This window comes from Candidatus Rokuibacteriota bacterium (genome assembly GCA_016209385.1).
Lineage (GTDB): Bacteria > Methylomirabilota > Methylomirabilia > Rokubacteriales > CSP1-6 > JACQWB01.
Window position 1 is genome coordinate 1 of sequence record JACQWB010000203.1, and the last position, 19,147, is coordinate 19,147.

Genomic DNA, 19,147 nt, shown 5'->3' on the forward strand with positions numbered 1-19,147 from the left:
GACCAGAAGAAGCCGCGAAAGTAGAGCAGGAAGACCGCCCCCATGATCTGAAGGGGAACGTCCGACATAATCGCCAGGGTGCTGACCATGGAGCCCGACTGGAGGAGGAGGACGATGAAGACGAAGAAGACGGCAAAGACCAGGCCGTCGTAGAGGCGGTAGATGTTGTCCAGCATCGTGAGCATCATCCCGGTGGGCTGGACTGTGTACCCCCGCGGCAGGGGGATCGAGGTCTTGGCCCCCATGAGGATCCCTGCCGTCGCCATCTTCAGCCCGACGTCGCGGTACTGCCCGAGGACAGCGAGGGCGTACTGGAGATCTTCCTTATAGATGAAATCGGTCCCGTACTTCGGGACCACCCTGGCCACCTCTTTCAGTCGCACGTGCTTGCCTCCGGGCGCAGTGATGATGACGTTTTCCAGGTCCTCCAGAGTCGCCCGCTGCTCGGGCTTGTAGCGGATCAGGAGGCGCTGGTGGCGATCGGTCCCCTCGAGCCCCTCGGGCTTGAAGAACTCCGAGGTCATCCCGCCCTGCGTCGCGTAGAAGGCCTGCATGGCGATCTGGGGGACGGCCAGCCCCAGCTCCTGAGCCCGCGCCCGGTCCACTTCGAGCCTGTACTGCGGCAGGGTGAGGGACCAATTTGTGAAGGGCTGGACTACCCCGGGGGCCCGGTTCGCCACCGTGATCGCCTGATCGCCGACTTTGGCGAGGGTTTCTAGGTCGTCGCCCTTGAAGACCACCTCCACAGGGTTCCGGGCGGTGTTCACCGGCGTGGCGCCCATCTCCATGAGCCAGAGCGACCGGATCCCCGGCACCGTCTGGAGGACCTCCCGCTGGACGCTGTCCATGATCTCCCAGACGCTCCGATTGGTCTTGCTCGAGCAGGCGCGGGTGAGCCGATCGAACCACTCCCACTTCTCGTAGAAGAGGCAGACCCGCTCGTCCTTATGGGTCATGGTGATCTTGAAGAGAGCCTTGTTGACGGTGCGGACGCCATAACCGGAGAAGTAGGTCCCGAAGGCCGGCTCCTGGCCGATCTGGGTGGAGACCAGCTTGACCTCGGGCTGGCGCATGAGGACTTCCTCGATCCTCGAGACGACCTTCTCGGTCTCGGGGTACGGGGTGCCGGGCCAGGCCTCCACCTCGCCGACAGCCTGGCCGGTGTCCTGGAGCGGCATCCCCTCCCAGCCGAGCATCGGCCAGATCTTCCAGCCGGCGTAAATGGACGCCACGGCGATCCCGATGATGACGGCCCGGTGGTCCAGCGACCAGTCGAGGGCATGCCTGTAGAGCCACTCGAGCTTCTCAATGAGCCAGATGAACGGGCGGAAGAGCCAGGTGAAGAACCGGTCCAGAGGGTTGGCCAGCCGCTCCTGGTAGGGCTTGAAGAGGTAGGCGGCCATCATCGGGTTCATCGTGAGGGCGAAGAAGGCAGAGAACATGTGGGCGAAGATCATGGGGGCTGTCATGCCGCGGAAGCCGATCCCCATGGCTCCCTGGAGGAAGAGGTTGGGGATGAGGACGAGCCAGAAGGCGAAGCCGGTGGCCAGGACGGCGAAGGTCAGCTCCTGGGCCCCGTCGATTGCCGCCTGCTTCGGGCTCTTCCCCTTCTTGAGGTGCCGGTTAATGACATCCATCATGACGACGGCGTCGTCCACCAGCCGCCCCAGGACGAACACCAGCGCCATGTTGGTCGGCGTGTTGATGGTGAGGCCCCAGGGTTTCCAGAAGACGAAGCTGGCGAGCACGATGAGCGGGAGCTGGATCAGGACGATGACCGTGGGCGTGATGGTGTTGAGGAACATGAGGAGCACGATGGACGTGAGAAAGAACGCGAGGAACAGCTCCTTCCAGGAGTTGGCGATGATCCGCCAGACGAAGTCGTTCCGGTTGTAGGCAACCCCGATGCGGAGGCCCGGGTTGTTCTTCTCGAACTCCTTGGCGAGCCTCAGGGCCGGGTCGATGACCTGGGGGTCCCCCTTCCATGGCACCTTCACGATGGTGAGGAGGACACCGGGCTGGCCGTTGAAGTGGTAGCCCGACCGGATCTCGGCGTAGGTGTCTTTCACCTCGGCCACGTCCCGGAGGTAGACGATCCGGTCCTTGAAGTTCCCGATGGGGATGTCCCGCAGCTCCTCCGGGTTTCGGTAGCGGAGGTCGAGCCGGACGAGGGTGTCCTGAGCGGGGTTGATCATCCGACCGCCGGAGCGGGAGAGGTGCTGGCGCTCCAGGGCCGTCTTGATGTCGTGGAGGCCGAGGTTATAGGCCTCCAGTTTTGTCCGGTCCACCTCCACGGTCACCTGGCGGCGCTTGCCGCCGAAGGGGATCGCGGACTGAACGCCTGGAACTTGCTCGAAGCGGTTCCTCATCTGGTTGGCCACGAACTCGCGGAGAGTCACGTCGTCCCAGCTGCCGTGGGTCACGTGGAGGTCCAGGATGGGGACGTTCTGCGCATCCACATGGACAACCCAGGGGTTGGTGGTGTTGTCCTTGTCGAGCGGCAGCTCGTTGAGCATGTTGTTGAGGAGGGTCTCGACCGCCACCTTGTGCTTGTTGATGTCGGAGAAATAGGGGAAGCCGATGATGATCTCGGCCCGCCCTTCCTGGGTGTTGGAGCGGATGAACTCCTTGTCGTTCAGGACCCCCATCTTCTGCTCGATGGGGCGGGTGAAGTAGGCCTCCATGTCCTCGGCCGAAACGCCGGGGTACTGGATGATGATCCCGATGGATGGGCTGTCCACATAGGGCTGGAGCTCCACGGGCAGGTTGATGTAGGTCAGGAACCCCCCACCCACGAGCGCCAGGAAGACGGCGATCATGACGATGGGGTGCTCGACCGAGTACTTGGGGAGAAGCTTGAGCATCGCTGTCCCTCCGCCTCTAACCCCTTACAGCCCCGCCACGATGTTGACCTGCTGGCCCTCGACCAGCCCCCGCTGGCCCTTGAAGATCACCATCTCTCCCTCTTTCACTCCGTCCAGGATCTCGATCCGGTCTCCGGAGGCGATCCCGAGCTTCACCGGCTTTAACATGGCAGAAACGCCGTCCGTCACGAAGACCTTCGGCTGGCCCTGCTGATCCCGCTCAACGGCCAGTCGCGGGATGGTCACGGCCTTCGGCTTCCGCTCCAGGATCAGGTCCACGACGGCGTACATGTCGGTCTTGATCAGCTCCCCGGGGTTGGGGACGACCATCTCGATCGTGGTGGTGCGGGTGACGGGATCGAGCTGGGGAAAGATGGTGGTGACCCTGGCGTTGACCCTGTTGCGGCCCTCAGGCAGGGCCGGGAAGGTTACGACGGCCTCAGTCCCCACCCGCACCTTGACCAGGTCTTTCTCCGCCACCTTGGCCTGGACTCGCGCGCGCGAGAGGTCTTGCAGATCCACGATGGGCATCCCGGGCTTGACCAGGATCCCGGCGTAGATATGGCGCTTGGCGACCCGCCCGGTGATTGGAGCCTCGACGGTCGTGTAGCCCAGGACCACCTTCCGCCGTTCGTACTCTTCCTTAACCTGGACGACCCTGGCCCGGGCAGAATCCAGCGCCGCCTCGGCGTGGAGGACATGCTTTTCAGCCGCCTGCTGATTGGCGATAGCTCGATTGATGCCAGCCTTCGCGCTGACGATCTTGGCCTCCATGGAGGTCACGCGGGCCTCCATCTGAGCCACGCGAGCCTCGGCCTGGGCCACCCGCTCCTGGGCGGTGACGTACTGAGCGCGTCGCTGGTCGAAGCTGGCCTGCCCGATGGCGCCGCGAGCCAGCAGGACTTCGTCTCGCTTGAATTCCCCTCGGATGTAATCGAGCTCGGCTTTGGCCTGGACTACCCCGGGAAGGGCAGCCTTCAGGTCGGCCCGGGCAACGTTCAACATGGCCTCGGCCTCCTTGAGGGCAGCCTCGGCCTGGGCGCGCTCCTCAGCCGCCTTGGCGACCTCGACTTTGGCCCGGGCAAGCTGGGCCTCCATCTGGCGGACCTCTCCCTCGGCCTGGGCGACCATGGACCTCGCCTGCTCCACGACCGCCCCGATCTCGGCCCGGTCCAGCCGGGCAACGACCTGCCCCTGCTCTACCCGGTCTCCTTCGTAGAGCTTGAACTCCTGTACCCAACCTTCCCAGCGGGGATAGACTGTGACTTCCTGGTAGGGCGAGATGGAACCGGTGTAGGTCACCTTGTCCATAATCTGCTGGACCTTAGCCGGCTCAGCGGCCACGGCAACCGGCCCTGTGAGAGGGCTCATGGTCATTTCGATCCGAGGCGCCGTCAGCCAGGCCACGGCTGCGGTCGTCGTGTAGTAGATGACCGCCAGAAGAACGAGCGTGACCGCCCAGCGGCTCACCCAGCGGTGGCGATCCCAAACGAGCGTCTTGAATCCCTGGAGGAGCCCGCCGAGCCGCTCGCGGCGCTCCTCCGGCTCCCGGAAGTCCCAGTAGGCTCTCCCCCAGCGCACGGCTACCTCTCCCGGATCCGCCCGATGGCCTTCCTGCGGGCCACCAGGGCGGTGTTGTAGTCGGCGAGAGCGCGGGTGTGGTTGGTCTCCGCCTGAAGCTCGGCCGCCTGGGCGTCGAGGAGATCCTCGACAATCCCTCGGCCGACCTCGGTCTTGAGCTGTTCGATCCGGAGCGCTTCCCGGGCTTCTTCGAGGGCGGCCTGGGCCGTCGCGATCCGCTCTCTAGCTTCGGTGATCTGCAGGTGAGCGGTCTGCACGTCGAGCTGGATGTCGAGCCTGGCCTTGTCGAACTCCTGCCGCGCCCGCGCCAGCCGAGCTTCTTCCTGAGTGATCCGAGCCGTGAGCAGGCCGCCGGTGAAGACGGGGATCGAGACGTTCACCCCGACGAGGAAATCCCCCATGGGTTGCCCGAACTCGCTCTCGCCAGTTCCCCCGACATACTGGGTCCTGAAATTTACGCTCGGAAGCCGCGCCCCCCGGGCGATCTGCACCTGTTGCTCCTGGACCTCAACGGCCCGCCGCCGGGCCTGAAGCTCCGGGCGACGGCTCTCGCTCTCCTTCAGGTCCTGCACGAGGTCAAGGGGGATCGCCTCGGTTCCCAGCGCCCCCTTGACGGTGATCGGCTCGGTGACCTCGAGTCCCATGAGGGTCTTGAGGATGGCATGCACCAGCTCGACCTCGTTCCTGACCCGGATCAGGTCCTGTCTCACGGCGGCGAGGCGGGTATTTACCTTGAAAAGGTCCACTCGCGCGGCTCGGCCCACCTCGACGAGGCTCGATATATTTTTTTGAGCTTCTTCCAGGGCTTTAACGTTCGCCTCAGTCGCCCTGACGTTCTCCTGAAGCCTCAGGATGTTGTAGAACGTGCTGCTCAGGTTGAAGATCAGCTCGTCGCCGGTCTGAGCCACCCGCTCGCGGGCGAGAAGGGTCAGGAGGCGGTTGGCTTCGACCTCAGCCACGATGCGTCCGCCGACGTAGAGCGGGTAGGTCACCCGAAGCCCCAGGCCGTAGAGGTTGTGGTCGAACTCGCGTCTACCGTTACGGTTATCCTCAAGCGTCGGCCCGAGCTTGGGCATGCGCATGATGTTGGCCAGGAGACGGGTCTTGTTCTCCTCGTCCGGGCCGGAGTACTGCCAGTCGCCGAAGACGTCAGCAAACGGCCAGAGCCGGCCTCGCGCGGCCTCGTGCCCTTTTGTCGCGGCCTCGGCCTCACGCTCGGCGGCCCGCAGCCCGGGGTTCTTGGCCAGGGCGATGTCAATCACCTCGTCCAGGGTCAGCTCCCGCTGGACGACAGGCGCTTGGCCATAACCCGCACCAGTTCCGAGAAAAATTCCGAGCATCGCAAGAAGAAGCACGACGGGCCCGGCTCGTCTCATCCGCGGTCTCCTCAGCAGTGTCGCGTCAAGCGGTTTACGCCCTCCCGACTCATCGCCCCGATTCTTGAGATTCCAGTGCCTCGGTCCGGCGAATGACGATGGAGCGCCTGTGAAGCTCGATCCAGCCCTCCCGTTTCCACTGGAGGAGCGCATGGCTCACCATCTCTCGGCTGGCGCCGATCAGGTTAGCGAGGTCCTGCTGGGTGATCGGCAGGCCAACTCCCACCGCGCCGGCGAGGCCACGGTGTCCGTAGGCCTCGGCCAGCCGAAGAAGGGTAGTGGCCAGGCGGCCCCGAGTGTCCTTGAAGACCATCTCGTCGATCCGCGCCTCGAGCGCGCGGACTCGGTCGGCCAGTTGCCGGATCACCGTGAGCCCCGAAGCCGGCCGAGCCCGGAGGAACGCCTCGAAGTCCGACTGCGGCACCAGCAAAAGCACCGCTTCCCCGAGGCCTTCGACGAGAGGCACGGAGCCTTTGACGAGGCGATCACCGGGGATCACGAGAAGATCCCCGGGATCGAGAAAGGAGACAATCAGCTCCCTGCCCTCAGCGGAGATATGGGAGAGCTTCAGCCGCCCGCTCTTGACGACGAGGACGCACCGGCTCAGCTCACCTGCGAGGAACAGAGACTGACCCTTCTGCAGGATTCGGAGTTGACTCAACCGGGACAGCTCGGTCAGATCCGGTTCTGTCAGTCGCGGCCGCTCTGCTCCATCATTCCCTTCGGCTCCGATCATCATCCGCCCCCTCCCCTGACGAACGAGGCGATCCTCCGTTTGCGGTGACGCGTTACACAGGCGCAGCCCGCCACTCGGCAAGCCGAAGGCTCAGGGGACCCGCCAGCGCCGCGCCCAGGATCCCTCCCACCATCCAGATCGCCGTGACGTGGAGGGGAAGCGGCAGGCACTGGAGGTAGACTGCAGGAGCGATCAGCAGGGCGTAGAGGATCGCGAGCGTCGCTCCGTCCCCGAGCCCGTGATCCGATCGCGGGCGGCCGAACGCAAGGCCCCCCACCAGCAGAGGGCCAGCCGTGTAACCGGCCGCAAAGAGAACAAGCACCAAGGCAAAGGAGACAGAGTCCGGAGCCGCCCGGATCACCCGCGCGCACCATTCCACCACGGTTGGGATCGAGAGAGGCGGGACGAGAATGAGGGCGATGCCCGCTCCGGTCAGTGCCGACCACGCGACCGGCCGGAGTCTCCCGTGGGAAGCCGTGAGGAAGAAGCCCGCGTAGAGCACGGTCCAGACCACGCCGAAGGCTCCGATAGCCAAGGGTGCCAGCTGCCCCTCAATCGTGCCGAGAACCAGAAGCAGCGAGACGAGGGCCGCTCCCGCCCCCAGCAAGACGCGAGGCAAAATCTGCGCTGGAGAGAACTCTGGCCACTTCCGTCTCGTTTCGCGGACCCGCTCGCTGGCGACCCGCGCCAGCGCCCGCTCTGCGATCCCCCGAGGGAGGGGAGGCGCAGGCCAGCGGTCGGCTGCTGCGGAGAGAGCCCGAAGGCGGCTCCACCGCTCTCCGCACTCGCCACACTCCTCCAGGTGGGCCAGAAGCCTGGAGCGCTCCTCGGCACCCGCCTCCTCATAAAGGAGGTCAACCAGCAAGGCACGAACCTCTGAACAGTGCATCCGCCTAGTCTCCCTGTCTCTGTGCGACCACAACCGGCGCATCGAGGCGTCGCACGGCCTCGTGAATTCGCCATTTGACCGTTCCGACGGGGATCTGAAGCGCCTCGGCGATCTCCTCGTAGCTCAGGCCGTGATAGTGTCTCAGGAGAATCGCCTCCCTCTGCTCCTCGGGCAGATCCTGGATCGCCCGCCGGACGGTGTCGGCTTCCTCGCGAAGCTGGGTCATCTCGGAAGGGTCAGACTCTGTCGGCGGCACTTGCTCAGCCGCCTCGATTAGCGCGGTGTGAGCGACCTCACGGCCGTGGTGGCGAAGGTAGTCCTTCCAGACGAGACGAGCGATACCATAGAGCCAGGGCGTGAAGGGACGGCCCAAGTCGTAGCTGTGCCGCCGCCGGTAAATGGTCACCAGGACCTCCTCGGTGAGGTCTTCCACCCGGCTCGGCGGGCAGCCCAGCCGATAAAAGAAGGCGAAGAGCGGGCCCTCCCAGCGCGCAAAGAGCAGCTCCAGGGCACTTTGCTCGCCCTCCTTGACCCTGGCCATCAGCTCTCGCTCGTCGGCCACCGTTTTCTCTCGCTCCCGGAAAAAGAGGTCTCGATGATCGCCTGCTAAAAAACATATCCGCGGTAAGTGATCAAAAAGTTTGAGCCTCGCTGCGACAGCCCCAGCCGAAAGCCCGGGCCGCCGGCTTTTGTCGTTTTCAGGCGCTCTTACGGGGCCTGGGGGGGCCGTTCTGTCGCCTGAGCCTCATGGGAAGGCCTTTCGGTGGTGGTCGTCACACACCCCCCCACCATCCCCGCCGCCAGGAACAGGCCGACCAGCGTCGCGATCAGGGGTCTCATCGGACTCACCTCCCTTCAATAGCTATCCGAGCAAGGCTGGCCGAAGGTTGGCCAGGTCGGAGAGGCGGTCCGCCCAGAGAGCTTCAGAGGAGCTGGCGGTTTGAGGTGAAAGGTGAGGCCCTTCCCAGGGCCCTGGGTGGAGCGCGCGGCGACCGATGGTGGGACGGTTTAAGCCGAGTCCAGGGCCGCGGCCCGCCCAGCCGGGCCCCGGACTCGGTGGCAGCCCACCAGAGGAGGCGGTCAAGAGCAGCGGGCCACCACTAGCTCAATGTGACGGTCACTCCGGGATTGTCATGATGATCTGCGTCTCCCCAGAACGCTGCAGGATTCCCGTGAACCTGACGAGTGAGGCGACGAGCGAAGGCGTGTTCTCCCGCGACGAGGCGACACCGATCGACGTAATCGCGCCCTGGAGGCCAGCGTTCACCACCTGGATTCGATAGCCCGCCGGCCCGCGGAAGACCACCGCCAGAAGGCCACTCTCCCCCTGGTTCACGGGGACGACGATCTCCTCCACCCCGTCCTGGTCCAGGTCTACGGCGACAGGGGACGGCTCCATCTTGAAATACCGAGAGGTGATCATCCCGGACAAGCCCTCCTGGATCTCGCCGAGCGTGTAGCCCCCACCCACTGCGATCGCGGATCGCCACCGCTCCTCACCGTGGACCGCGATCTGCAGCCGCTGCTCGGCGTCCACGAAGACCAGCGCCCGGAGGCTTTTGTCAGCGATGTTCGAGAGCGTCGCCCCCGTCGCCCGGAACGCATGGGGCACAGGGACCCGACCGGCGGAGGTTAGTTCGCCATCCTTGAGCACAAGCCGCTCGGCGTGTCCCGGCGTAAACATCTTGTCGCGGCTGTACATTTGCCCCCACAGCCCGCGCTTGACCCCTTCGCCCTTCTCGTCCACCGCGAGGAGGATCAGCGGAATGTCCTGGGCGACCGGTTCAGGCTGACCGTTTCGTGCTGCGATCACCTGCGAGAGCATCCCCACCCCCGGATCCTGCCGGTTGACCACGACCTCCAGGCTCCCATCACCGTCCAGATCGGCGAGCTGGAGGCTCAGGATCCGACCGATGCTGCGCCGCTCGTACGCCCACTCGGGCTCCAGGGTCTGGCCGACGAGGCGGTAGAGGAAAATCTTGCCCCCGTCGTCGGCAAGAACCAGCCGCGCAATCCCGTCCGCCGGGGCGACGGCCACGTCCATGGTCCGGACCGCGAAGCCGAAGCGCGCCACTTCGCGGACCGGCATCGACTCTGCTCCGGCGGAGTACGTCCCGGGGTCGCGGTTCCACCCGAGCATTCGCGCCAGGAGCGAGCCTTGCTGGGCCCGGGGAGCTGGGGTCCTCGCGTCAGCCGTCGAGGAGTACTGACGGGCCACCGGCGGCTTCACGGATGGCGGAACAAAGAGCGACGTGGTCAGCACCGATTCTGCACGGAGACCGGAAAACAGGCGGACCTCCATGTACGGTCGCTTCCCGACCTTGCTAAAGCCCAGGACCAGGAGATGACCGATCCGGAAGCGTTCCAGGGCCTCCCGAACCCCGGTGCCAGCGAGGAATTCCTGGTCTGTGACCGCCCGCTGAGACAGCCAGACGCTCACCCGGTCCCCGAACTCCACCTGGAACCGCCCGGTGCGTCCCAACTCCTCGACTACCGCGCGTACGGCGGCTTCGGCGAGGTCTTCTTTCAGGCCGGACACGAGCTTCAGAACCGTAAGCTTGATTTTCCCTGCTGACACGCGCACCTTGTCCCCTGGCCGCGCCCCGCTTCCCTCGATCACGCTCGCCGTCGAGTAGGTGTCAAACGTCTCGTCAACCACGACCCGGCCGCGCTGCTCCTCCACTCGTCCCAGAACCTCCCCGCTCTTCGGGTGCCGCAGCTCACGCCCCTCGCGAAACAGCACCATCTGCACGCCCGGCTGGAGCCCTCCGCGCCGGCCGACAGAAATCGTGACCTTTCCTCCCTGGACCTCGACTACGTCGGCCACCACCTCCGGGAAAAGGGCCACGAGCTGTTCGGCCAGCAGCTTGAACGGGAGAGGCTCCGCCTGGCCGCGCGCCAAGCCGGTGGCGCCGGCGAGGAAAAACAGTGCTGCCGCGAACCAGGCTGTCGCCCTAACGGCGCTCCTGATCATCCTCCCTCCCACCTGCTTCGATCTCCGTGCGCCGCTGCTTCCAGGCCAGGACGACGCTGTACGTCGTCGGCACCGGCGCGTGTCTGACTACGATGAACACGTAGTCCGCATAGCCTGAGCTGCGGTTCACGGCCACGACCACCCCGACGCCCTCGCTCAGGTCGAGGACGGGCGCGAGATACTTCCGCCAGAGCGCGGGGTCCCCCTCGCGCGCCTCGACAAACGCGAGCGGGATTCCGAGGGCCGGTGCCGGGGACCGGGACAATGCCATCCGGTGGGGAATCACGCGGATCAGCTGCCCGGCCCCTTTCAGGGCCACGTCACGGACCTCGGTAAACCAGGGGGTGGACGGGGCGATCACCCAGACGCTTTGCTCTCCCGGCTTCCCTTGCCAGCGCAGCTCGCTCCACCCGATTTTATCCTCGCGCTCTTGCACGCTCTCCGCCCGCACACGAACCGCCCCGAACGCGCTCGCCACCCCGGGACGGGCGGCTACGACCTCGCGGTCGCCGAGCAGGACCGCGACCGGCACCTCCCCCCTGTCCAGGGCTTCGATGAGCCGGGGCGGGCCTTGTACGGGTCCCTCCCGCCGCGTTCCGTCGGCCCCAAGGAGCGCATAGAAGGCCTCTTCGTAGAGGCTTGCGACCCGGAGCCGGTACTCGACGGCCGCGGCCGCCAACGGGCACGCCAAGACGCACGCCCCGGCCAGCAGCAACACCCTGGCCCACCTCACCATTGCGATCGAGTGTACCCCTGCGATGCCTCCCCAGCTACCGGCGATTCGTTAGAACGTGAAGCGGACGCGCGCAGCGACCGTATCTATATCCTTGGCGTCCCGTGGCCGGGCGCAAGAAGCGCTCGCCGGGATACACTGATTGAGCGCCTCGCCGGCGAAGAGGTGACCGTATACCACACCGAGGGTCGTTCTCGGCGCGAAACTCCAGTTGATACCGACGTCAATCTCCGTGCCGAGGTACCTATCGTCTCCCTTTGCATCGGCGGGGGTGATCCCGTTTGCGGTGACGGCTCCGTTGGTGTCAACCTTCTCGGCCGTCCAGCTCGGTTGAACGATCCCGAACAGCGAGAACGCAGGGGTCAGGGAGTACGTCGCCTTCACCCCACCGGCAATCAGGCCATACTTGTCAAAGCCGATCGAGCGCTCCCGCCCCCGGCTCGCGCCCGAGGGGCCGGCGTTGAGGTACTCGAAGACGCCCGTCCAGATCTCGGTCCAGAGCGCGTAGTAGCCGAACCCGGGATTGATGGGTTCGTAGTAGTTGATGTCGCTCCCGCCTCTGCACACGCCCGCAATCGTCTGGACGCATTCGTCAGCGTCGTTGCCGGACGTGTAGGTAAAGCGGGCCTGGAGGTTCAGGGGACCCGAGCGCCAGCCGCCGATGATGTCCACGATCCAGGCCCTGATATCCGCTTCAGTTTCACCGGTGGCGGCCCGAGTGGCAACTGGAAGCCGCTGCTCGCCGAACTGGTAGTGGAACGTCGGCTCCAGCAGCCACGGCCCGGACTTCCATTCGAGGTCGCCGCCAACGGTAGCCCGCCAGAGGCGGTCCGCGCCGACGTTAAACCCGCCTCGCGGAGTCGTCCCAAGGCTGGCACTCCCCTGGTTGTTGCCTCCAAACTCCGCGTAGGAGACGGTGGGCTTGACCGTGAACCCCTTCCAGGGCGTGACCTCGAGGCTATCGATGATCGCCCAGCTATCCCGGTTGCTGGTGAACCCGCCCTCGCGTCCCGAGTTCAGTTCCTCGATCTGGGCGAAAGTAAAGATGTTCCTGATCTCCGGGGAAAAGGTCGTCACGAGGTTCAAGCCCCCGAAGTCCCCGACCGAGGCCAGCATGCCGAGCTTAAAGTCATGGTTCCTGAATGGCTGGCCGCCCCCGCGGGCGATGGTCGGGACCTGGATGAAGGGCAGGATCGACCCCGGTCCCGTCAGCGGGAACTCGAGGTAGAGCCACTTCGTCTCGATAACTCCCGCCACGTCGGTGTCGAGGTCGAAGCCCGCGCTCGTGCCCCCGTGGGCCCGCGGCGTGTTACCGTTCGCGAAGTCCATCTCGACGCCCCACACGACGTTGCCCTTTCCGACCTCGCCCTTGAAATCGAAGCGACCGCGCTGGCGGGACCACCACTCCGTTTCGCGGTTGGTCGTGTCTCCGTCCTGCAGGTTCTTATCCCACTGCGTGACAAAGTCCAGAAGGCCGTTGATCGTGACCTTCGGGGCCGGGGCCTGGGCCAGGGCGGGTGGGGAAAGCAGCCCAAGGAGGGTGAGCACAGCAAGAGCTAACACCAAATACCGTCTCATCGCCGCCTCCTCATGTCGTTGGTGAACCTCTCTGTCGTCGTGCGTGCCCTGACTTCTCAAGCGTCATTCACGCTGCCGCATGGGCGGATTCACCTTTAGCTGGTGCTTTTGTGAAGCATGCGAACCACCTCCTCGCTCGACGCGGCTCGATGTCGCCTGCTAGAACCTATATCCGCCGAAAATGGTCAAAAAGTTTGAGCCGCCTCGCGCCGGCGCCCCGGGGATGGGCAGGGTGCCGCTTTTTGGCGGTTTCAGCAGGAGTTACGGGGCTTGTGGGGGGCCGCTCTGTGGCCGGGGCCCGGGGAGGGCTGTCCGCGGTGGACGGAAGGGCTAAGCGGGGTTGCCCTCTAGGCGGTTCCCACCCGCCATTCGGCAAGGCGAAGGCTCAGCGGGCCCGCCAGCCCCGCACCCAGGATGGCCCCTGCCATCCAGAGCGCGGTGACGGGGAGGGGAAGCGGCAGGCACTGGAGGTAGACGGCAGGTGCGATCAGCAGGGCGTAGAGCATCGAAAGCATCGCCCCGTCGGTGACCCGCTGGCCCTGCCTCGGACGGCCGAACGCCAGCCCGCCCACCAGCAGAGGGCCGGCCGTGTAACCGGCGGCAAAGAGAACAAGCACCAAGGCGAAGGAGATCGAGTCCGGAGCCGCCCGGATCACCCGCGCGCACCATTCCACCACGGTTGGGATCGAGAGAGGCGGGACGAGAATGAGCGCGATGCCCGCCCCGGTCAGGGCCGCCCACGCGACCGGCCGGAGTCTCCCGTGGGAAGCCGTGAGGAAGAAGCCCGCGTAGAGCACGGTCCAAACCACGCCGAAGGCTCCGATAACCAAGGGTGCCAGCTGCCCCTCAATCGTGCCGAGAACCAGAAGCAGCGAGACGAGAGCCGCTCCGGCCCCCAGCAAGACGCGAGGCAAAATGTGGGCTGGAGAGACCTCTGGCCACTTGCGCCTGGTTTCGCGGACCCGCTCGCTGGCGACCCGCGCCAGCGCCCGCTCTGCGATCCCCCGAGGGAGGGGAGGCGCCGTCCACCGGTCAGCAGCCGAGGAGAGCGCCCGAAGGCGGCTCCATCGCTCCGCGCACCCACCGCATCCCTCTAGGTGGGCCAGGAGCCGGGAGCGCTCCTCGGCACCCAGCTCCTCGTACAGGAGGTCAACCAGCAAGGCCTGCACCTCTGAACAACGCATTCCCTACCCTCCTTCTCTCCGCGAGACCACGAGCGACGCTTCGAGGCGTCGCACGGCCTCGTGAATCCGCCATTTGACCGTCCCAAGCGGGACTTGAAGGGCCTCAGCGATCTCTTCGTAGCTGAGACCGTGATAGTGTCGGAGGACGAAGGCCTCCCTCTGCTCTTCCGGAAGCTGCTGGATGGCCCGACGGATTCCCTCCGCCTCTTCCACTTTCTCGGCCGTAGCTGATGGCCCGAGGTCGCTCGCGGGTAGCTGCGCAGCAGCCTCCAGCGGCACCGCGTGCGTGATTTCGCGCCCGCGATGGCGAAGGTGGTCCTTCCAGACGAGGCGGGCGATCCCGTAGAGCCACGGCGCGAAGGGACGGTCGAGGTCGTACCGCTGCCGCCGCCGGTACACCGTCACCAGGACTTCCTCAGTCAGGTCCTCGACCCAGCTCGGCGGGCACCCCAGCCGGTAGAAGAACGCGAAGAGCGGGCCTTCCCAGCGCGTGAAGAGGATCTCCAGGGCGCTTTCATCGCGCTCCCTGACCCTCGCCATCAGCTCTCGGTCGTCAGCCACTTTTCTCTCGGATCTACGCGCCTCGCGTGATCGGAGGTAGGCAACCTTTCTAAATATCCGCCTCGATTGTGGGTGAAAAGTTCGAGCCGGCCCCCACTGGCGCCCCGGCAAGACGCCAGGGCGCCCGTCCTTGTCATTTTCAGGTTCTGTTACGGGGCTTGTGGGGACGGTTCTGTGACCGGGGCCTGAGGAGGCCTCTCGATGGGATTTGGGCGATCGAAGGTCGTCACCGCCGCCTCCACCGCCCCCGCGGCCAGCAAAAGGGCGAGTACCGTCGAAACGATAAGCTTCATGGGACTCACCTCCTTCGTTCATTTATCCGTGCCGGCGCGGCAAAAGGTTGGCAGGCTTTGGCGTGACCTCCCGCTGGAGCCGTCGCTCGCTATCAAGCAATCTGTTCATCGCCGCCGCCCTCAAGGGACAAGGCAGGTCTCAGGGCACGGCTGAAGCTCGACCGGCGTCGACCCACCCCACCCGCCCGGGCCCCCTACCGGTCCCCGGCCGCCGACCATCCAGCTCAGCGCACTCACCAGGATGCCGATAGCGAGAAGAAGGCCCAAGACACTTGCCGCGGCTTTCGTGACGCCCATCACACCACCGCCCCAGACGAGCTCTCGTTCCATTAACAATTCCGCGCGTGGTGCATGTTTGGTTGGGAACTTCTTGCTGGAAGAGTCGCGGCTCAACGCGGCCTGGATTTTCCCGGCTATTTCGTCGTCGACCCGGTAGGAGGATGCTCCGCGAGTCGCGTTCAGACGCTAGGCGCGACGGGAGACCGCGAGATCTGGGCAGGCAACGGTCTGCTGCCCCCTCGGCCTGCAACCCCCGCAACAGGGCAAAGCCTGCCGCGGGATAGGGTCAGTGGATGTCTGGGAGGTCGTCCGTGATGTCGCGCTCAGTGAGCAGCTTGCGGCGCCAGTCGTGGAGGTGGGGGAAGAGATAGGGGAGCATCCGGAGGGCGATTGTGGAGTTCATGAGCGGCAGCCCTAGAAACTCGCCGAGAATGACGATGTTCATGAGGTTCTCGATCTGGCGCTTTTCCTTCTGGATCTCCCTGTAGGTCTCCAGGAACGCGAGCCCCCAGAGGAAGTCCCGCGCGATCCGCCAGATCTTGAGCGACCGGAAGGCCTGCCACAGTTCTCTCATCGTGCTCCTCGCTCCGGCTTGGCCCGCGTCGCGTCGGTGATGCATCGAAGACCCAGCCGGCATCCTGTCTTCTTCATGAGACTTTGGGCCGATGCCGGATGGCAGCCCCCACTCCGCGGATCACCTTGGCTACCGCTTTCATCAGTAAGACCTCGGAGCGCTTCCCTCCACCTTCTCAAGGGCGTAGGCGCCGAACTCGTAGGTGACGCGCTGCCGGATGCCGTGGCACTCGACGATGTCTCCGGGCTTGACGTCGTCCGGCAGGATCACGACGTCGTCCCCGACCGCGCAGCTCGCCTTCTTCACCTCGGTTACCGTCCAGACGCCGGCTTTCTCGCTCGCCCGGAGCGTGAGCCCTGCTCAGTTCGGGCAGTCGAAGAGGGCCCCGCTTTTGATCCCTACCGGGATCTCGATCTCCTGCCCTCAGCCTGCGCACAAGACCTTCGGCATGCCGTGTGCTCTCTCAATGGGTTAGGACAGGCCCAATAGGCGCTCGAGCTTCCCGCGGTCAAACCCGACCACGACCTCGCTATCGATCAGGGTGACGGGCGTTGCCCGCTGGCCGAGCTTCAACAGCTCCTCCAGCGCCGTGGGGTCGTCACGGATGTTCTTGGCTGTGAACGAAACTCCCTTTTGAGAAAGAAACTCTTTCTCTCGCTCGCAGCTCGCTCAGCCGGGTTGGGTGTAGACAATGACTTCCTTCGCCATTAGGTCCTCCTGTGCTCGCCGCCTTTCAGAGCCTTGAGCCCGAAGACGAGCGATACTATGAAAATCACGCTCAGCGTCAGAAAGGCAAGCCCAAAGTACTGGCTCAGCGCTCCGGCCAGGCCGGTTCCGGCGAGGACCAGCAAGAGGATGGGCAGGTGGCAGGGGCAGGTCACGACGGCCAGTCCGAGGAGAACGTAGCCCTTCAGTGACGCCGGCGGCGCTTGATCGGGACCGGGTTCGGCTGGTGTCGTCATTGAGAGCCCTCGGGCCGTGACAGAGTCGGGCGACAGCTCCGAGCCCGCAAGGACAGCCAAGTGTCCCATGCCGCTGCCGCCAGGAGCAGGCCAAACCCGACCCACATGAGAACCTTCAGCGTGGACACGTCCAGGGCCTGGTGCAAGGGGTACAGGATGGCTACCGCGCCAGGGAGGACCAGTAGTACAGGAGCCAACCGCCGGTGCCGTCGCCACGCGAGCCCGAAGCCCGTGAACGTCACCGCCAGCGTTCCATAGAGGAGAGGCAGTTGCCAGTCAGCCGGCACCCGATAGAGGTAGCCCCCTGCGAAAAACAGCCCCGCGAGCGGCCCGACCACCGCGCCAGCACAGCAGCCGGCGTTCATCACGGTGGTCACCACCGTCCCGAGAACCCCTAGCTTGTTAATCGTCCCGAACATCCCTGTCTCTCAGCGCCAGAGCCAGCGCGGCAGACCTTCCACCGACATCGTATACCAGAGGAAGCCGACTACCGCGAGCGTAGATCCCCCGAGCATCGCCCAGTCCCACCACGACATCTTCCGCCACCGGCGCCAGGCTAGGAGGTAGCCGCCCAGGAGGGCCAGGAACGTGAAGCCGAAGAGCCAGTCGCGGTATGGCACCACGTAGCGGATCAATGTGAGGCTGGTCACGGTGCTGAGGCCAGCAGGCTGAAAAGAGCCGGGCCCAGGCAGCAAAGGCCCGCTCCGAACGCCCCCAGCACCGCCCCAAGGCCAAAGAGCTTTTCCCTCACCGCACCTCCTGTCTGGATTCTAGCCCTTTGACCCCTTCCCCGTCCTGAGCAGCGACTCGATCAGCGCCCGGGCCTCAGGGCCATCCCACTCCTTGGGCCCATACGTGATGCCTTTGATGAAGCCGTCTGGACCGATCAGGAAAGTGGCGGGGACCCCGCGGACCCCGAACTGGAGCGCGGCCTTCAGCGAGGGGTCCAGGAGCACCGGGTATGTGAGCTTCCTCTCCCTGACAAACGGCTCCACGACAGCAGCCCCTTCCTGGTCCAGCGAGATCGCCGCGATGACAAACCCCCTGGCCCTGTAGGCCTGGTAGAGCTTGTCCATCAGCGGCATCTCCCACTGGCAGGGCAGACACCAGGTGGCCCAGAAGTTCACGAGGACCACTTTGCCCTTGAGGTCAACGAAGGAGAACGGCTTCCCTTGAAGCGTGGGGAGGGTCACGTTCGGAGCAGCGGTGCGTTCGCGCGGCTCGAGAATCCCCAGCGCCTTCATGGCTTCGGGGGAGGCGCCGGAAGTGACGGCGCTCGTTCCGATGAGGACGATGAGGCACAGAATGCCTGCCCACCCGGCCATCGCTCTTGAAAACACTCGTGATTTCCTCCCTTGGACGTTCATGTCATAAGCCGTCGCTTCAACAGCGTCCGACCCATCGCCGCCAGCCCCGGCAAGGGTCTCGACCGTTCGTCGGAAAGCCCGCCGCCTTCAGGTATTCGGCGAGCCGTTCCGGCAACGTCACGTCGTCGTCATATGAGACGCTGACTGCTCCCCTCTCGATGTCAACCTTGACGCGGTGAACACCAGGGCGCCCCTCGAGGGCTGCATGAATCCGCGGGACGCAGCCGTAACAGAGCGGCCCGTCGAGCGTGAGCGTATGATCGCGGACCTCTGCCGCTGCCGGGCCGACGGCCGTAAGTAGGAGAGCCAGGACCACGGCTGCAACCATGGCGGTCACCTAGCGCGACGGCGGCGCAGGCGGTGTCGGCTGCGCACCCACACTTGAAACCTCCTGTTCAGGGACGAAGCCTCGCGAGCGGAGCCATGCGGGGAATCCAGAGCCCTGCCAGGCTTGAGAGCACGGCCCCGCCCCCCAGCCCGGAGACGAACGCGACCTGGAGGGCCGGAGCGAACTCCCGGCATTGGGCGATCACGTAGGGCGCGAGGATCACGAAGAAGAGAAGGCTCGCCTCCAGGCTCCCGATCAGGGTACCGCCCCGCAACTGCCTCCGGACACTCCAGGCGCCCAGAGCGAGCGGCACCCCGTACATGATGCCGGCCAGCAGGTACGGAGCGGCGTGCGGGTCGGAGACCTGTAGCGCCTGGCGGCACAATGAGACGAGAACGGAGTATGGGACCAGCAAAGACAGCGCGAGCGAAAGGCCGACCCCAATGGCTGCGGCCAGGACCGCCGGCGTCCATCCGCTGGCAGTCAGGACCGACTCCCTGAGGAGCTGGCGCCGAGCGCTCCGGACGAGGCGCCGTCTCACCTCCTCTCCGGGTGAGGCCTCTGGCCAGCGCCCTAAAAGCGCCCAGGTCCGGCCCAGGGCCTCCAGCTCCGCCCGGCAGGCCTCGCAGCCCTCCAGGTGCCGAGCAAAGGGTTCAGGCCATGAAACCCCTTCCCCCGCGGGAAGCATGGCCAGGAACTGATCTCTGGCCTGGTTACAGTCCATGCTCTAGTCACAATGGAATGACCGGCTCCGATCGCAAAGCGTAGGTTACGCTACGATCGGAGTAAACCCGTAGCGTAGAGCTACGTACGAAAGGAGCCGGTCGACTATGAAGAGTACACGATTTGTGGGGCTCGATGTTCACGC

The 19,147-nt window shown here is 65.3% G+C and carries 20 protein-coding genes; all 20 read right to left on the minus strand.

The window, feature by feature from the left end:
• Window positions 1-2,864, minus strand: a 2,864-nt coding sequence (locus HY726_14665) for an efflux RND transporter permease subunit (protein MBI4610239.1), incomplete at its 3' end; no start/stop codon positions are given.
• Between the two features lie 24 nt (window positions 2,865-2,888).
• Complete coding sequence (locus HY726_14670; GenBank protein ID MBI4610240.1) at window positions 2,889-4,445, minus strand: efflux RND transporter periplasmic adaptor subunit; 1,557 nt, start codon at window positions 4,443-4,445, stop codon at window positions 2,889-2,891.
• A 2-nt stretch (window positions 4,446-4,447) separates the two neighbouring features.
• Window positions 4,448-5,821 (minus strand): TolC family protein, encoded by a 1,374-nt coding sequence (locus HY726_14675; protein MBI4610241.1) that lies wholly within the window; start codon window positions 5,819-5,821, stop codon window positions 4,448-4,450.
• A gap of 49 nt (window positions 5,822-5,870) precedes the next feature.
• Entirely contained in the window at window positions 5,871-6,560 is a 690-nt protein-coding gene (locus tag HY726_14680; GenBank protein ID MBI4610242.1) for a Crp/Fnr family transcriptional regulator, read from the minus strand.
• Between the two features lie 49 nt (window positions 6,561-6,609).
• Window positions 6,610-7,446 carry a zf-HC2 domain-containing protein gene (locus tag HY726_14685; GenBank protein ID MBI4610243.1) on the minus strand — a complete coding sequence of 279 codons (837 nt, stop codon included), beginning with the start codon at window positions 7,444-7,446 and terminating at the stop codon, window positions 6,610-6,612.
• Window positions 7,447-7,450: 4 nt separating this feature from the next.
• Window positions 7,451-8,008, minus strand: coding sequence for a sigma-70 family RNA polymerase sigma factor (locus HY726_14690; GenBank protein ID MBI4610244.1), 558 nt, complete (start codon window positions 8,006-8,008; stop codon window positions 7,451-7,453).
• A gap of 555 nt (window positions 8,009-8,563) precedes the next feature.
• Window positions 8,564-10,420: a VCBS repeat-containing protein gene (locus HY726_14695; GenBank protein MBI4610245.1), complete on the minus strand. Its 1,857-nt coding sequence runs from the start codon at window positions 10,418-10,420 to the stop codon at window positions 8,564-8,566.
• Window positions 10,401-11,138 (minus strand): hypothetical protein, encoded by a 738-nt coding sequence (locus HY726_14700; protein MBI4610246.1) that lies wholly within the window; start codon window positions 11,136-11,138, stop codon window positions 10,401-10,403. Before HY726_14700 ends, HY726_14695 begins: the two co-directional genes overlap by 20 nt.
• 66 nt (window positions 11,139-11,204) lie before the next feature.
• Window positions 11,205-12,731 carry a porin gene (locus HY726_14705; protein MBI4610247.1) on the minus strand — a complete coding sequence of 509 codons (1,527 nt, stop codon included), beginning with the start codon at window positions 12,729-12,731 and terminating at the stop codon, window positions 11,205-11,207.
• Between the two features lie 347 nt (window positions 12,732-13,078).
• Window positions 13,079-13,915: a zf-HC2 domain-containing protein gene (locus tag HY726_14710; protein MBI4610248.1), complete on the minus strand. Its 837-nt coding sequence runs from the start codon at window positions 13,913-13,915 to the stop codon at window positions 13,079-13,081.
• Between the two features lie 3 nt (window positions 13,916-13,918).
• On the minus strand, window positions 13,919-14,476 hold the full coding sequence (locus HY726_14715) for a sigma-70 family RNA polymerase sigma factor (protein MBI4610249.1): 558 nt from the start codon (window positions 14,474-14,476) through the stop codon (window positions 13,919-13,921).
• An 858-nt stretch (window positions 14,477-15,334) separates the two neighbouring features.
• On the minus strand, window positions 15,335-15,622 hold the full coding sequence (locus HY726_14720; GenBank protein ID MBI4610250.1) for a hypothetical protein: 288 nt from the start codon (window positions 15,620-15,622) through the stop codon (window positions 15,335-15,337).
• Between the two features lie 141 nt (window positions 15,623-15,763).
• Window positions 15,764-15,928 carry a hypothetical protein gene (locus tag HY726_14725; GenBank protein MBI4610251.1) on the minus strand — a complete coding sequence of 55 codons (165 nt, stop codon included), beginning with the start codon at window positions 15,926-15,928 and terminating at the stop codon, window positions 15,764-15,766.
• Window positions 15,929-16,093: 165 nt separating this feature from the next.
• The gene (locus HY726_14730) at window positions 16,094-16,330 is read right to left on the minus strand and encodes a glutaredoxin family protein (protein ID MBI4610252.1); all 237 of its coding nucleotides are present in this window, start codon (window positions 16,328-16,330) and stop codon (window positions 16,094-16,096) included.
• A complete protein-coding gene (locus HY726_14735; protein MBI4610253.1) occupies window positions 16,330-16,584 on the minus strand; it encodes a mercury resistance protein in 255 nt (84 codons plus the stop codon). The genes HY726_14730 and HY726_14735 overlap by 1 nt, the downstream gene beginning before the upstream one ends.
• Complete coding sequence (locus HY726_14740) at window positions 16,581-17,003, minus strand: hypothetical protein (protein MBI4610254.1); 423 nt, start codon at window positions 17,001-17,003, stop codon at window positions 16,581-16,583. Before HY726_14740 ends, HY726_14735 begins: the two co-directional genes overlap by 4 nt.
• Before the next feature lie 9 nt (window positions 17,004-17,012).
• Window positions 17,013-17,234: a hypothetical protein gene (locus HY726_14745; GenBank protein ID MBI4610255.1), complete on the minus strand. Its 222-nt coding sequence runs from the start codon at window positions 17,232-17,234 to the stop codon at window positions 17,013-17,015.
• Window positions 17,235-17,354: 120 nt separating this feature from the next.
• Entirely contained in the window at window positions 17,355-17,909 is a 555-nt protein-coding gene (locus HY726_14750) for a TlpA family protein disulfide reductase (GenBank protein ID MBI4610256.1), read from the minus strand.
• 58 nt (window positions 17,910-17,967) lie between these two features.
• Complete coding sequence (locus tag HY726_14755; GenBank protein MBI4610257.1) at window positions 17,968-18,279, minus strand: heavy-metal-associated domain-containing protein; 312 nt, start codon at window positions 18,277-18,279, stop codon at window positions 17,968-17,970.
• 67 nt (window positions 18,280-18,346) lie between these two features.
• Window positions 18,347-19,003, minus strand: coding sequence for a hypothetical protein (locus HY726_14760; protein MBI4610258.1), 657 nt, complete (start codon window positions 19,001-19,003; stop codon window positions 18,347-18,349).
• Between the last annotated feature and the right edge of the window lie 144 nt (window positions 19,004-19,147).

Bases quoted from the DNA above. Each gene is read 5' to 3' on its own strand.
- HY726_14735 (MBI4610253.1), bottom strand. From the start codon at position 16,584: ATGACGACACCAGCCGAACCCGGTCCCGATCAAGCGCCGCCGGCGTCA.
- HY726_14680 (MBI4610242.1), bottom strand. From the start codon at position 6,560: ATGATGATCGGAGCCGAAGGGAATGATGGAGCAGAGCGGCCGCGACTG.
- HY726_14755 (MBI4610257.1), bottom strand. From the start codon at position 18,279: ATGGTTGCAGCCGTGGTCCTGGCTCTCCTACTTACGGCCGTCGGCCCG.
- HY726_14760 (MBI4610258.1), bottom strand. From the start codon at position 19,003: ATGGACTGTAACCAGGCCAGAGATCAGTTCCTGGCCATGCTTCCCGCG.
- HY726_14750 (MBI4610256.1), bottom strand. From the start codon at position 17,909: ATGGCCGGGTGGGCAGGCATTCTGTGCCTCATCGTCCTCATCGGAACG.
- HY726_14710 (MBI4610248.1), bottom strand. From the start codon at position 13,915: ATGCGTTGTTCAGAGGTGCAGGCCTTGCTGGTTGACCTCCTGTACGAG.
- HY726_14740 (MBI4610254.1), bottom strand. From the start codon at position 17,003: ATGTTCGGGACGATTAACAAGCTAGGGGTTCTCGGGACGGTGGTGACC.
- HY726_14685 (MBI4610243.1), bottom strand. From the start codon at position 7,446: ATGCACTGTTCAGAGGTTCGTGCCTTGCTGGTTGACCTCCTTTATGAG.
- HY726_14695 (MBI4610245.1), bottom strand. From the start codon at position 10,420: ATGATCAGGAGCGCCGTTAGGGCGACAGCCTGGTTCGCGGCAGCACTG.
- HY726_14720 (MBI4610250.1), bottom strand. From the start codon at position 15,622: ATGAGAGAACTGTGGCAGGCCTTCCGGTCGCTCAAGATCTGGCGGATC.
- HY726_14705 (MBI4610247.1), bottom strand. From the start codon at position 12,731: ATGAGACGGTATTTGGTGTTAGCTCTTGCTGTGCTCACCCTCCTTGGG.
- HY726_14675 (MBI4610241.1), bottom strand. From the start codon at position 5,821: ATGAGACGAGCCGGGCCCGTCGTGCTTCTTCTTGCGATGCTCGGAATT.